We start from the raw sequence: 13,651 nt of genomic DNA, 5'->3' as shown, positions 1-13,651 counted from the left end.
GCGCGAGCAGGGCCGCGCCGGCCATATCCAATCGGGGGAGCCGCGACGCCGCATGAAGCGCAACTTCAATATCCACGACCTGCGCATTTTCTACACGGTGGTCATGACCGGATCCACCCGCCAGGCCGCGCAGGCCATGCACCTGACGCAGCCGGCCGTCAGCCACGCGATCTCGCGCCTGGAACAGGCCACCGGCGTGCAACTGTTCGACCGGTCCCACAAGACTCTGCGCCCAACCGAAGCCGGGCAGTATCTCTACAGCGAGGCCAAGCACGTCCTGGACGAACTGGTCCGCATCGACGAGGCATTGCACAGTATCGAGCAATTCGGTGGCCGCAACCTGCGGATCGCGGCATCGCCGGCGCTGGCGCTGGCGTACGCGCCCGATGCGGTGCGGCGCTACCTCGATGCCAACGGCACCCGGCCGTTCTCGATCGACCTGGAATCCTCGGTGCAGGTCATCAGCGCCGTGGAGACCATGCGCGCCGATTTCGGCCTTGGCGCCGTGTCGCGCGATAGCGCCCGCCTTGCCTTCCTGCCATTCCTGCGCACGGAAGTCATGGCCATCGTCCATCGCGACCATCCCCTGGCGCGCCAGGAGGCGGTCGCGGTCGGCGACATCCGGCCCGACAGCTACGTGCAGCCGCTGTGGTCCGACTACGTCATGCCGCAAGGCGATATCGCCGAGTCGCTGCAACTGCGTTCGGGCATGCAGGCCCACATGTCGCTGCTGCCGGGCACCGTCAGGGCGGTGCGCGGCATCAGCATGGTCAACGCCTTGTCGGCCGCCGACATCGTGCAGGCCTATCCCGAACTGGTGGCGCTGCCGCTGGCGTCGCGCCAGTGGTTCGATTTCGTGCTGATCACGCGCAAGGAATCCGCCAGCCAGGATCTGGCGGAGCGCCTGCTGGACGCGTTGCGCGCCGCGGCCGAGGATCGTCGGCACGGCGTCTATGCGCGGACCATCCAGCTGCTCGCATGAGTCGCCGGCGGTCGCGTGTCAATCCGCCGGCGGCTGCCAGGGCAGCGACTGCAGGTCGCCATCGATGCTGATGGCCTGGCCGCTGACCATCGCGCCGAACGGGCTGGCCAGGAACAGCGCCATGTTGGCGATGTCGGCCGCCCGCACGAACTGCCCCAGGCTGACACCGGCCAGTTCCAGCCGGGTTTCCTCGGCCACCGTCACGCCCATGTTGCGGGCGCGCGCCTCGATCACCCGGTCGATCCGCGGCCCCGCCACCAGTCCGGGCAGCAGCGCGTTTACCCGGATGCCGTAGCCACCCAGTTCCACTGCCAGCGATCGCGTCAATCCCACCACGCCCCATTTCGTGGCCGCGTAGGGCGTGCGCATCGGCACGCCCATGCGGCCGGCCACCGAGCTGATATTGATGATGCTGCCGCCGCCGGCCTGGCGCAAGGCCGGCAGCGCGTGGCGCACGGTATGGAATTGCGATGCCAGGTTGATGTCCAGCGTCGCGTCCAGCTCCTGCGGCGCAATGTCGGCGATACCGGCGGTCGGCCCGGCGATGCCGGCGTTGTTCACCAGCACGTCCAGCCCGCCCAGCCGCGCCAAGGCTTCCTGCATGTAGCGGTCGATCTGGTCGCGCTGGCTGACGTCGGCGCGCGACCAGGGATGCGGGCAGGCCGCCAGCGCGCGCTCGTCCACATCGCAGATATGGACCTGGGCGCCACGCGCGGCGAAGGCGCCGGCGATGGCCGCGCCGATGCCGGCCGCGCCCGCCGTCACGATCACGCGCTGGCCGGTCAGGTCGACGGGCAAGGCGGCGATATCGCCGGGAATGGGGTTCTTCGTGGTCATGCGGATTCCTTGCGGGAGTGGGGCGCGGGATCAGGGCTTCATCAATCGGCAGGTCGATTCCGCCGGCGAGGTGTAGATCTGGTCGCCCGGCGCGCGCGCCACCAGCTTGTAGTAGTCCCAAGGCCCCTTCGATTCCGCCGGGGTTTTCACCTGCATCAGGAACATGTCGTGCACCATCAGGCCGTCCGCGCGGATCCTGCCATCCTTGACGAAGAAGTCGTTCACCGGATTGGCCTTGAGCCACTTCATCACCGTGTCGCCGTCGGTGCTGCCGGTGGCGGCCACCGCCTTCAGGTAGGTCGTGGCGGCCGAGTAGTCGCCCGCCTGCAGCATCGACGGCTTCTTCTTCATCTTCTCCTCGAAGCGCGCGGCCCATTGCCGCGAGGCGTCGTCCTGGTCCCAGTACCAGGCGGTGGTCAGGTACATGCCCTGCGCCGCCGGCAGGCCAAGCGCATGGATGTCGGTGATCAGCACCAGCAGGCCGGCGATCTTCATCTTCGGCGTCAACCCGAATTCGGCCGCGGCCTTGACCGCGTTGCTCGTGTCGCTGGCCGAATTGGCCAGGCCGAGCACCGACGCGCCAGAGGCCTGCGCCTGCAGGATGAACGAGGAGAAATCCGCGGTGTTCAGCGGGTGGCGCACGCGCCCCTTGACCTGGCCGCCGTCGGCCTGCACCACCGCCGAGGCGTCGCGCTCCAGCGCCTGGCCGAAAGCGTGGTCCACCGTCAGGAAGAACCAGTCCTTGTTGCCTTCCTTGAGCATGGCGCGGGCCGTGCCCCGGGCCAGGGACACCGTGTCGTAGGCATAGTGCACGGTGTACGGGGTGCATTGGGAATTGGTCAGCTCCGAGGCGCCGGCGCTGACCACGAAGAACGGCGTCTTCTTTTCCTCGGCCACCTTGGCCATGGCCAGCGCCGCCGCCGAATTCGCGCCGGCGATCAGCATGTTCACGCCTTTCTGGTCGAGCCATTCGCGGGCCCGCGACGAAGCGATGTCGGCGCGGTTCTGGTGGTCGGCCACCAGAACCTCGATCTTCTTGCCCGCCACCACGCCGCCCAGGTCCGCCACCGCCATCTTGATGGCCTCGGCGCCGCCCGGGCCGTCGGCGTCGGCCGACAGACCCGACATATCGGTGATGAAGCCGATGCGGATCACGCCATCATCGGCCTGCGCCGCGCCCGTCCATCCCAGCACGGCGGCCAGCGCGGCCGCGCACAGTGCTTTTTTCATGTGTGTCTCCTCGATCCCGCGGATCTTGTTGATATGGACGCCCCGCCGCCGCTCAGAAGGCGACGTCGTGCCCGCCCTTCAGTTGCAGGGTCGCGCGCGCCTCGTCGGGCGTGGCGACCTGCAGCGACAGGTCTTCCAGGATGCGGCGGATGCGCCGCACCTGGTCGGCGTTGGACCGCGCCAGTTCGCCCGGCCCGTCCCACAGCGAATCCTCCAGGCCCACGCGCACGTTGCCGCCCATCGTCGCCGCCATCGTTGCCAGCGGCGTCTGCTTGCGCCCGGCGGCCAGCACCGACCAGGTGTAGTCGGCGCCGAACAGCCGGTCGGCGGTGCGCTTCATCATCATCACGTCTTCGGGGTGCGTGCCAATGCCGCCACGAATGCCAAAGACCGACTGGATCAGGAAGGGCGGCTTGAGCAGCTTGCGATCCACGAAATGCGCGGCGGTGTAGAGATGGCCGATGTCATAGCATTCGATCTCGAAGCGCGTGCCGTTGTCGCCGCAGGATGCCAGGATGCGCTCGATATCCTTGAAGGTGTTCTTGAAGATCAGGTCGTTGCTGCCTTCGAGGTAGGGGCGTTCCCAGGCGTGCTCGAACGCCTTGAAGCGCTCCAGCAGCTCGTACATCCCGAAATTCATCGACCCCATGTTCAGCGAGGCTACCTCCGGCTTGAAGCGCAGCGCCGGCGCCATGCGGTCCGCCAGCGGCAGGATCGGCGATCCGCCCGTGGTGATGTTGATCACCACGTCCGACGCTTCCTTGATGCGCGGCAGGAACTGGGCATAAAGCGCAGGGTCCTGGGTAGGTTGCCCGGTGTCGGGCTGGCGCGCATGCAGATGCACGATGGCCGCGCCCGCCTGGGCGGCTTCGATCGCCGCCTGGGCGATCTGGTCCGGGGTGACGGGAAGGTGGGGCGACATCGACGGCGTGTGGACCGAGCCGGTGATGGCGCAGGTGATGATGACTTTGTTTCGGGACGGCTTCATGGGCCTGGCACCTCGCGGTTTTTTGGGGCCCCGGTTGTCTCCTCCGGGTGCAGGCCATTCTGTCGTACCCCCGCTGGGCTGTCACCTGAACAGAAATTATCAATTGATAGGAAATCCGGTGCTGCGGCGCAACGCACGGTCCGCTGCTGCTGCTTCCCGGCTCATGGCATGTCCGATTGGGACTACGTTCCAGAACAACTGGAACGACGTCATCAGCCTGGGCTGGGGATAAGCATTGCGGCCGGGGGACGGCGTGCAGCCCGACGCTCCCCGCGTCGGTCGCGGGCAATAAAAAAGCCGCCGCCGGACATGCCCGGCGGCGGCCTCGCAACTTGACGTGGCGGAATCAGTCCTTGCGGCTGGTGACTTCGACCAGGTGATAGCCGAATTGGGTCTTCACCGGACCCTGGACTTCACCAACCGGGGCGCTGAACACCACGGTGTCGAATTCCTTGACCATCTGGCCCGGGCCGAACGTGCCCAGGTTGCCGCCATCGCGGCTGGACGGGCAGCTGGAGTTTTCCTTGGCCAGTTGCGCGAAGTCGGCGCCGTTCTCGATGGCGGTCTTCAGTTCGTTGGCCTTGGCTTCGGTCGAAACCAGGATGTGACGGGCGGAGGCTTGTGCCATGTAGTGGCTCCTTGCTGGGGAATGATCGGGGAGGGGAGAGTAACGCATTTGGGCGGACTCGATACCGCTCCATCATAAACGGGGTTGGGAACGCGGCCGGTGCCTGGCGGGACCACGCTTACATCTTGGAATGGATGGCAGCAAGGCGCACAAGAAAACGGGCGCATCGCGCGCCCGTTGGTCCTGCCGGATGGCCGTCTTACCGCACCGGCCACCCATACATCAACCCGCCATTCCGATACGACGCATTCAACCCCCGCGACAGCTTCATCGGGCTGGTGGCCCCGAGGTTCTTCTCGAAGCTCTCGCCGTAATTGCCGATCTGCTTGATGACGTTGTAGGCCCACTTGTCATCCACGCCCAGGTTTTTGCCCATGCCCGGCGTCACGCCCAGCAGGCGCTGCACGTTGGGGTTGGTGCTCTTGAGCATCTCGTCCACGTTCTTCGAGGTGACGCCGTATTCCTCGGCCTCGAGCATCGCGAACATGGTCCAGCGCACCACGTTGAACCACTGCTCGTCGCCCTGGCGCACCATGGGGCCGAGCGGTTCCTTGGAGAAGTTCTCCGGCAGGATGTCGTACTTCTCGGGATTCTCCAGGTTGGTGCGGGCCGCGGCCAGTTGCGATTTGTCACCGGTGAACGCATCGCAGCGGCCCACCGCGAAGGCGCGGATGATCTCGTCCAGGCGCTCGACCACCACGGGCTTGAAGGCGATGTTCTGCGAGCGGAACCAGTCGGACAGGTTCAATTCCGTGGTCGTGCCGGGCTGCACGCAGACCGTGGCGCCGTCCAGTTCCTTGGCGCTTTTCACGTTGAGCGACTTGTTCACCATGATGCCCTGGCTGTCGTAGTAGTTCACGCCCACGCCGATCAGGCCCAGGGTAGTGTCGCGCGTCAGGGACAGCGTGGTGTTGCGCGGCAGGACGTCGACTTCGCCGGACTGCAGGGCGGTGAAGCGCTGCACCGCGCTGACCGCCATGATCTTGGCCTTGGACGCATCGCCGAACATGGTCACGGCCAGCGCGCGGCACAGGTCCACGTCCAGGCCCATCCAGCCGCCCTTGCTGTCGTTGACCGAGAAGCCGGCCACGCCCGTGGACACGCCGCACTGCACGAAGCCCTTGTTCTTGACGCTCTCGAACGTCACGCCCGCGCTGGCGCCCCACGACGAGAGAAGGAGCGCGGCGCCTGCCGCGACGGTAGTCAGTGCTTTCATGGTGTCTCCGCGCGGGCGCGCAACTTATTGATCCGTGTCCGCCGGCCGGCGGAAATTCGGCGAATGGTATCGGCCGGACCCGGGGCGGAGAATCGGGGAATTCCCCTTAAATCCACTGGGCGGAATTTACCGGGGCCAGATGGGTGGGCCGCAGGTCCTGTGACGCGTCTCACCGCGCGAAATCCACTGAAACCGTCTGCCCCCGGCGCGTAACCCTTTCGATAATTTCCTCCGCGCACACTCGCCTTACCGCGTCCGCATCGGCGGGCGCGACTGCGAGGGAAATGCATCATGAAGAATCTTGCCAAAGCCGCGATGGCCGCGGGCGCCGCGATGGCCCTGTCCCTGGGGGCGTTGAGCGTCCCGGGTGTGGCGCGGGCCGGCGTGGCCATCAGTATCGACGTGGCGCCGCCGCCGCCGCGCGTGGAAGTGCTGCCCCCGCCACGCGTGGGCTACGTGTGGGCGCCGGGGCATTGGGAATGGGTCGGCGGCCACCACGCCTGGATTGGTGGCGTGTGGATGCCGGCCCGGCCTGGCTATGTGTATCACGGGCCGGAGTGGCGCCAGCGGCATGGACAGTGGGTGTACTACGAGGGGCGCTGGGGGCGGCATTGAGAGTGCGCCTGGCGTGAGGGGCGGCGGTCAAGCGTCCAACTTCATGACCCCGAGCGCGGGGTATCGGAGCCATTGCCAAGGAGAGCGGTTTGGCGCGCGCGAACCTTTACCGCGTGCTCGCGCCGGGAGCCACCCGAGCTACCTGACGTTGCGCCGGGTGATGGACGCGCTGGGAGTATCGCTGACGGCCGTTTCCAAGGGCAAGGACGCGGCGCACGCATAGCGCCACTGACCCAAACAAAAAGCCGCGCTGCATGGCAGTCGCGGCTTTTTCAATCTGGTGCCCGGGGCCGGAATCGAACCGGCACGCCTTGCGGCGGGGGATTTTGAGTCCCCTGCGTCTACCAATTTCACCACCCGGGCAGGCTGGTCGCGGAGCCGTCCAGGTGACGGTCGCGGGTAAAGCGAAGACCGCGATTATATGCGGTCTGGGAAAAATTGTCAGGCAAGGGGCCGGCGCGGGGCGCGCCGGCCCGCGTGCTTACTTCTTTTCCGGCAGGAACCAGTTCATCACCAGCGCGCAGATGCCGCCGGTGGCCACACCCGATTCCAGCACGTTTTTCACGGCGTGCGGCAGGTGCGACAGGATCTCGGGCACTTGCGACACGCCCAGGCCCAGGGCCAGCGACACGGCGATGATCAGCAGGGCGCGGCGGTCCAGGTGGATGCCGGCCAGGATGTTGATGCCCGAGGCGGCCACGGCGCCGAACATGACCATGGCGGCGCCGCCCAGCACGGGTTCGGGCACGGCCTGCAGCACGCCGGCGACGGCGGGGAACAGGCCCAGCAGGACCAGCATGCCGGCGATCCACACGCCGACGTGGCGGCTGGCGATGCCGGTCAGCTGGATGACGCCGTTGTTCTGGGCGAAGACCGAGCTGGGGAAGGTGTTGAAGACACCGGCCAGCAGCGAGTTGGCGCCGTTGACCAGTACGCCGCCCTTGATGCGCTGCATCCACAGCGGGCCTTCGACCGGCTGCTTGGACACCTTGCTGGTGGCGGTGACGTCGCCGATGGCTTCGAGCGAGGTGACCAGGTAGATGATCAGCATCGGCACGAACAGCGACCACGAGAAGCCCAGGCCGAAGTGCAGCGGCATGGGCACCTGGAACAGGGCGGCTTCGCGCGCGCCGGTGAAGTCCAGGCGGCCCATGTAGGCGGCGGCGATGTAGCCGACGGCCAGCGCCAGCACCAGTGCGGTGCTGCGGATCCACACCACCGGCACCCGGTTCAGCAGGATGATGGTGCCCAGCACCAGGCCCGACAGCGTCAGGTTCTCGGCGCTGGCGAAGGTGCCTTTGGCCATGGCGCTGTAGCCGCCGCCCATGCTGATGAGGCCGACCTTGATCAGCGTCAGGCCGATCAGCAGCACGACGATGCCGGTGACCAGCGGGGTGATCAGGCGCTTGACGAAAGGCAGGATGCGGCTGATGCCCATCTCGACGAAGGAACCGGCGATGACGACCCCGAAGATCGCGGCCATGACGGTTTCGACCGGCGTGCCCTGCTTGACCATGACCGAGCCGCCGGCGATCAGCGGGCCGACGAAGTTGAAGCTGGTGCCTTGCACGATCAGCAGCCCCGCGCCCAGCGGGCCGAAGCGCTTGCACTGCACGTAGGTGGCGATGCCGGAGATGACCAGCGACATCGACACGATCAGGGTGGTGTCGCGGCTGCTGACGTCCAGGGCCTGGCAGATCAGCAGACCGGGGGTGACGATGGGGACCAGGATGGCCAGCAGGTGCTGCAGGGCGGCGACGAAGGCGACGGGGGCGGCGGGACGGTCGTCCGGGCCATAGACCAGGTCGTGGCGGGGTTCGGCGTCGTCGGACGCGCCGTGGGAGGCGGGTTGGGTCAGGGAGGCGGGTTGCATGGCGGCAGGGTCGGCCAGGGCGGGGGTAGGGGAGGAAAGTGCGGGATTTTAGCGGGGAAGACCCCCGGGCGCACCGCGACCGCCGCGGGGCCGCCAGGAGGCTTGATAGAATTCCTGTCCGCCAACCAGGGGCCGCCGGCCCGGGAATCGATGCAAAAGCGCACCAGAGGGATCGTGATCGGCCTGGTCCTGTTGATCGCCATCCTGCCGCTGTGCCTGCTGTTCTGGTTGATCGACGACGGCGACAATTTCGCCGCCATCGATCGTGGCGAGTCCTACGGCAGCAGTATCTACAAGCGCTACCAGGGCGAGGTCTATGCGGCCGTGCCCAGCAATGGCTATTACCGGATGCCCGAGGCCGACCCGGCCGGCCTGCAGACGTTCGACACCGGTCGCTACGACGGCCGGCAGGCGGCGCGCGACAGCCGCCACGTGTATTGCGGCAACCGCGTGCTGCCTGGGATGCGGCCCGGATTGACGCGCTACCTGGGCAACAGCTATTTCAGCGACGGCGCCATCACCTATTTCTGCGACTTTGCGTCCGAACTCAACCGCGACCTCGGCGGGCTGGACGAGGTCTGGCAGAAGATCCTGTATCGCGCCGGCAAGGGCGACAAGCCGCAGACTTACCTGTACCCGTTCCTGGCCCTGCCGGCCAGCGCCCAGCCGTATCGCCCTTTGCTCGACCGCCAACTGGCCACCGACGGCGCGCGCGTGTTCTACGAGGGCCGCGAAATGCCGCGGGCGGACCCGTCGCGGCTGCGCCGTATCGCGGCGATCCAGGGCGGTGAAACGCGGCCGGGCAACGACTTCTTCGCCGATGGCAGCCGGGTGTATTACCGGGAAACGCCATTGCCGCTGTCGGATGATCCGGCGCTCTATACCTTCATGGTGGGCAACCTGCACCGCCAGCCCTATCTCTATGACCGGCGCGATGGCATGGTGTACCTGGGCGCGCTGGCGTTCGACGCGGCGCATGCGCCGTACCGGCTGCTGAACGAGCCGGGACGGCACGTGCACCACGCCCTGTTCGCCAGCAAGGACGGCATCTACTTCTATGACAGCGAGAAGCGCCAGGTGGAGCGCGCCGGCGACGATCCGTTCGCGGCGGGCGGCTTCACGGCGCTGTCGCCGTACGTGTTCTGGGACGGCAGGCAGCTGCTGTTTCTCAAGAGCAAGGAGGTGTGGAGCCGCTCGCGCGGCGGGGGCGGCCTGATGTCCCGTTCCACGCTGGTCCTGCGCATGAAGGACGCGCCGACGGGCCAGTGGACCAAGCTGGGCGATGTCTATCACGGCTTCGGTTCGGTCTGGCGCCACGGCGATGCGCTCTATTATCTCGACGAGTTGGGCGCCACCCAGCTGATCTACAGCCCGATCTACCGCATCCTGGACCACAAGGCGGCGGATTTCCTGTTGCGGTCGCAGCAGACCCGGCAGATCAAGGCGGATGACATCCGCAAGCTGGTCCACGGCGGCACGCTGGCCGTGCCCGCGTTCGACGAGGTGCTGGAGGCAAAGACGCGTTATCGCCGCGGCTTGCTCTCCCTGTTCTGATGTGCCGGGCGGCGCATCCTTGCCCGTTCGGTTCCCCTTTTTTCGTGTTCGCCGGCAGGGCTGGGGCGGGCCGGCGATTTCCCGGTCTTGAAATATTTCGGATGGCCCCCATCACAACAGGGTTTCCCGGAAACCGCCTGGGCTGCGCGCCCCGCCATCCGGCTTTCTTTTGTCCCTAATTTTCCGACTTTTCATACAACGATGAGCCAAACCGCCACGTCCGAAACCCTGGGATTCCAGGCCGAGGTGAAGCAGCTGCTGCACCTGATGATCCATTCGCTGTACAGCAACAAGGAAATCTTCCTGCGCGAGCTGGTGTCGAACGCATCCGACGCCTGCGACAAGCTGCGCTTCGAGGCCATCGATAATCCGGCGCTGCTGGAAGGCGATGGCGAGCTGGCCATCACCGTCAGCTACGACAAGGACGCGCGCACCATCACGATTTCCGACAACGGCATCGGCCTGTCGCGCGAAGAGGCCGTGGCCAACCTGGGCACCATCGCCCGTTCCGGCACGCGCGAGTTCTTCTCGCAGCTGACCGGCGACAAGCAGAAGGACGCGCAGCTGATCGGCCAGTTCGGCGTGGGCTTCTATTCCTCGTTCATCGTGGCCGACAAGGTCACGGTGGTCAGCCGCCGCGCCGGCGCCACCGACGCGATCCGCTGGGAGTCCGACGGCCAGGGTGAATTCACCATCGCCGCCGCCGACAAGGCCACGCGCGGCACCGACGTCACGCTGCACCTGCGCGCCGACGAAGACGAGCTGCTCAACGGCTGGAAGCTGCGCGAGATCCTGCGCCGCTACTCCGACCACATCTCGCTGCCGATCCGCATGGCCAAGGAAGAGTGGGATTCGGAAAAGGGCGAACAGGTCAAGAAGGACGAACTCGAAACGGTCAACCAGGCCAACGCGCTGTGGGCCCGCAACAAGGCGGATGTGACCGAGGAACAGTACCGCGAGTTCTACAAGACGGTGTCGCACGACTACGACGACCCGCTCGCCTGGACCCACAACCGCGTCGAAGGCCGCAGCGAATACACCCAGTTGCTGTACGTGCCCAAGCACGCGCCGATGGACCTGTGGGACCGCGACGGCCGCCGCGGCGTCAAGCTGTACGTCAAGCGTGTCTTCATCATGGACGACGCCGACCAGCTTCTGCCGTCGTACCTGCGCTTCGTGCGCGGCGTGATCGACTCGGCCGACCTGCCGCTGAACGTGTCGCGCGAGATCCTGCAGGAAAGCCGCGACGTGCGCGCCATCCGCGAAGGCTCGGCCAAGCGCATCCTGTCGCTGCTGGAAGACCTGGCCGAAAACAAGCCGGAAGACTACGCCACGTTCTGGTCGGAATTCGGCCAGGTGCTCAAGGAAGGCGCGGGCGAAGACCACGCCAACCTGGAACGCATCGCCAAGCTGATGCGCTTTGCCTCGACCCACACCGGCGACCAGGCCCAGACCGTGTCGTTCGCCGACTACGTGGGCCGCATGAAGGAAGGCCAGGACAAGATCTACTACGTCACGGCCGACACCTTCGCCGCTGCCAGCAACAGCCCGCACCTGGAGATCTTCCGCAAGAAGGGCATCGAGGTGCTGCTGCTGTCCGACCGCGTCGACGAATGGATGCTGTCGTACCTGCGGGAATTCGACGGCAAGTCGCTGGTGTCGGTGGCCAAGGGCGGCCTGGACCTGGCCGAGTTGGCCGACGAGGAAGAAAAGAAGCACCAGGCCGAAGTGGCCGAGGACTTCAAGCCGCTGGTCGAGCGCCTGCAGAAGACCCTGGAAGACCAGGTCAAGGAAGTGCGCGTGACGCTGCGCCTGGTGGATTCGCCGGCGTGCGTGGTGGTGGGCCAGAACGAACTCAGCCCGCACCTGCTGCGCATGCTGAAGGCGGCCGGCCAGGAAGCGCCCAACGTCAAGCCGGTGCTGGAAATCAACCCGGAACACCCGCTGCTGGCCCGCATCCGCGCCGCCGAAGACGGCGAGTTCGACCAATGGGCCCGCCTGCTGCTCGATCAGGCCCTGCTGGCCGAAGGCGCGCAGATCGCTGATCCGGCGGCGTTTGTGAAGCGGCTGAATGCGTTGCTGCTGAAGTAAGCGGCGGTACGAAGGCAGGAAAAGGGCGCCCGCGAGGGCGCCCTTTTTCATTGGCGAGCGGCGGTTGGGGCCGGACTACCTCGTTGGGGATGGAATCGTGCAACCGGTCCCTGTTGTCCTCGACGCATATTCCCGCTCGGTAATTTCTTGATGAACAACGCGATTTCCGTCGAAAGAATTACCGAGCGGGAATTTTCTTGTGCAATCCGCGCGCATAAAACGTGTGGCGTTGACGGGCCGAGCGCGTTCCTCTCTCGAACCCCCCACGTCATTCATGACTCCAGGTCAAAAGTCTTTCCCTGTTTAGTCGCTTTTTCCGTAAGGGTATACCCGTCATACTGGCCGCCTGTCTTCCGATCAGACCCGCCCCACGCTCCGGCCTTCGCCGCGACGCTTCTGGATTCCCTGGTCGGCGCACCCAACCAAGGAACCCGTATGTCTACCCATGAAACCCCGCCGGTGAAAGCCGGCCTGCCATTGCTGGCATTGGCCGTCGGTGCCTTCGGCATCGGCGTCACCGAATTCTCTCCCATGGGCCTGCTGCCCGTGATCGCCGACGGCGTGGGGGTGTCCATCCCCAGCGCCGGCATGCTGATCAGCGCCTACGCCATCGGCGTGATGCTCGGCGCGCCGCTGATGACCCTGGCGCTGTCGCGCTGGTCGCGCCGCAAGGCGCTGATCGTGCTGATGGCGATCTTCACGCTCGGCAACCTGCTGTCGGCGCTGTCGCCCAACTACACCACGCTGCTGCTGGCGCGCCTGGTGACCAGCCTGAACCACGGCGCCTTCTTCGGCCTGGGTTCGCTGGTGGCCGCCAGCGTGGTGCCGCGCCACAAGCAGGCCAGCGCGGTGGCGACCATGTTCCTGGGGCTGACCATCGCCAACGTCGGCGGCGTGCCGGCCGCGACCTGGCTGGGCCAGGTGATCGGCTGGCGCATGTCGTTTGCCGCCACGTCGGTCCTGGGCCTGGTGGCGATGCTGTCGCTGTGGTTCGCGCTGCCCGCCGGCGAGGCCGGCCGGCGTCCGGATATCCGTCATGAACTGGCGGTGCTCAAGACCCCGGTGGTGCTGGTGGCGCTGTTGACCACGGTGCTGGGCGCGGGCGCGATGTTCACGCTGTACACCTACGTGGCGCCGACCCTGGCGGAACTGACCGGCGCATCACCCAATTTCGTGACGGCGATGCTGGTGCTGATCGGCCTGGGCTTCACCATAGGCAATACCGCGGGCGGTCGCTTCGCCGACCGTTCGCTCGATGGCAGCCTGATCGCCTTCCTGGTGCTGGTGATCGCCGACCTGCTGGCCTTCCCCTGGCTGGCGCAGACCCCGGTGGGCGCCGCGATCGGCCTCTTGATCTTCGGTTTCGGCACGTTCGCCGTGGTGCCGCCGCTGCAGATGCGGGTGATGCGCGCCGCGACCGACGCGCCCGGCCTGGCGTCGTCGGTCAACGTGGGCGCCTTCAACCTGGGCAACGCGGTGGGCGCGGCGGCCGGTGGCGGCGTGATCTCGGCCGGGCTGGGCTACGCCGCGGTGCCGGTGGCCGGCGCGGTGATCGCCGCGGCCGGCCTGGGGCTGGTGCTGTGGCAACGCGCCGCCAACCAGCGCCAGCGCAAGCTGGCGGTGCAAGGCTGCTGAAC

11 protein-coding genes and 1 tRNA gene are annotated in these 13,651 nt (G+C 66.7%); 5 read left to right on the top strand and 7 right to left on the bottom strand.

Features of this window, described 5'->3' with window-relative positions; all coding sequences use genetic code 11:
- Positions 1-52 precede the first annotated feature (52 nt).
- Entirely contained in the window at positions 53-982 is a 930-nt protein-coding gene (locus AT699_RS27495) for a LysR family transcriptional regulator (protein WP_024070526.1), read from the top strand.
- Between the two features lie 18 nt (positions 983-1,000).
- Here the strand turns inward: AT699_RS27495 and AT699_RS27490 are convergent, their stop codons facing one another.
- The 5 genes from AT699_RS27490 to AT699_RS27470 all read right to left on the bottom strand — a co-directional run bounded on the left by AT699_RS27490 (position 1,001) and on the right by AT699_RS27470 (position 5,881).
- On the bottom strand, positions 1,001-1,819 hold the full coding sequence (locus tag AT699_RS27490) for an SDR family oxidoreductase (protein WP_006385703.1): 819 nt from the start codon (positions 1,817-1,819) through the stop codon (positions 1,001-1,003).
- A 30-nt stretch (positions 1,820-1,849) separates the two neighbouring features.
- The gene (locus AT699_RS27485) at positions 1,850-3,049 is read right to left on the bottom strand and encodes an ABC transporter substrate-binding protein (protein ID WP_024070525.1); all 1,200 of its coding nucleotides are present in this window, start codon (positions 3,047-3,049) and stop codon (positions 1,850-1,852) included.
- A gap of 52 nt (positions 3,050-3,101) precedes the next feature.
- Positions 3,102-4,037 carry a beta-keto acid cleavage family enzyme gene (locus AT699_RS27480; RefSeq protein ID WP_024070524.1) on the bottom strand — a complete coding sequence of 312 codons (936 nt, stop codon included), beginning with the start codon at positions 4,035-4,037 and terminating at the stop codon, positions 3,102-3,104.
- Positions 4,038-4,383: 346 nt separating this feature from the next.
- Positions 4,384-4,665, bottom strand: coding sequence for a peptidylprolyl isomerase (locus tag AT699_RS27475; RefSeq protein WP_006385706.1), 282 nt, complete (start codon positions 4,663-4,665; stop codon positions 4,384-4,386).
- 199 nt (positions 4,666-4,864) lie between these two features.
- Positions 4,865-5,881 carry an amino acid ABC transporter substrate-binding protein gene (locus tag AT699_RS27470; protein ID WP_006385707.1) on the bottom strand — a complete coding sequence of 339 codons (1,017 nt, stop codon included), beginning with the start codon at positions 5,879-5,881 and terminating at the stop codon, positions 4,865-4,867.
- 291 nt (positions 5,882-6,172) lie between these two features.
- Here AT699_RS27470 and AT699_RS27465 point away from each other — a divergent pair, with 291 nt between their 5' ends.
- Positions 6,173-6,496: a YXWGXW repeat-containing protein gene (locus AT699_RS27465; protein WP_024070522.1), complete on the top strand. Its 324-nt coding sequence runs from the start codon at positions 6,173-6,175 to the stop codon at positions 6,494-6,496.
- 278 nt (positions 6,497-6,774) lie between these two features.
- Here the strand turns inward: AT699_RS27465 and AT699_RS27460 are convergent.
- Positions 6,775-6,859: transfer RNA gene (locus tag AT699_RS27460), tRNA-Leu, on the bottom strand.
- A 118-nt stretch (positions 6,860-6,977) separates the two neighbouring features.
- Complete coding sequence (locus AT699_RS27455; RefSeq protein ID WP_024070521.1) at positions 6,978-8,369, bottom strand: nucleobase:cation symporter-2 family protein; 1,392 nt, start codon at positions 8,367-8,369, stop codon at positions 6,978-6,980.
- A 150-nt stretch (positions 8,370-8,519) separates the two neighbouring features.
- Between AT699_RS27455 and AT699_RS27450 the strand changes: the two genes are divergently transcribed.
- The 3 genes from AT699_RS27450 to AT699_RS27440 all read left to right on the top strand — a co-directional run bounded on the left by AT699_RS27450 (position 8,520) and on the right by AT699_RS27440 (position 13,649).
- Positions 8,520-9,923, top strand: coding sequence for a DKNYY domain-containing protein (locus AT699_RS27450; RefSeq protein WP_058207648.1), 1,404 nt, complete (start codon positions 8,520-8,522; stop codon positions 9,921-9,923).
- A 201-nt stretch (positions 9,924-10,124) separates the two neighbouring features.
- The gene (htpG, locus tag AT699_RS27445) at positions 10,125-12,014 is read left to right on the top strand and encodes a molecular chaperone HtpG (RefSeq protein ID WP_045952967.1); all 1,890 of its coding nucleotides are present in this window, start codon (positions 10,125-10,127) and stop codon (positions 12,012-12,014) included.
- A gap of 435 nt (positions 12,015-12,449) precedes the next feature.
- Complete coding sequence (locus AT699_RS27440; protein ID WP_006385726.1) at positions 12,450-13,649, top strand: MFS transporter; 1,200 nt, start codon at positions 12,450-12,452, stop codon at positions 13,647-13,649.
- The last annotated feature ends 2 nt before the right edge of the window (positions 13,650-13,651 follow it).

Source organism: Achromobacter xylosoxidans (assembly GCF_001457475.1).
In the GTDB taxonomy this organism is placed as follows: domain Bacteria; phylum Pseudomonadota; class Gammaproteobacteria; order Burkholderiales; family Burkholderiaceae_B; genus Achromobacter; species Achromobacter xylosoxidans.
Note: the sequence above shows the minus strand (reverse complement) of the source record. Positions and strands in the feature narration are given on the sequence as shown.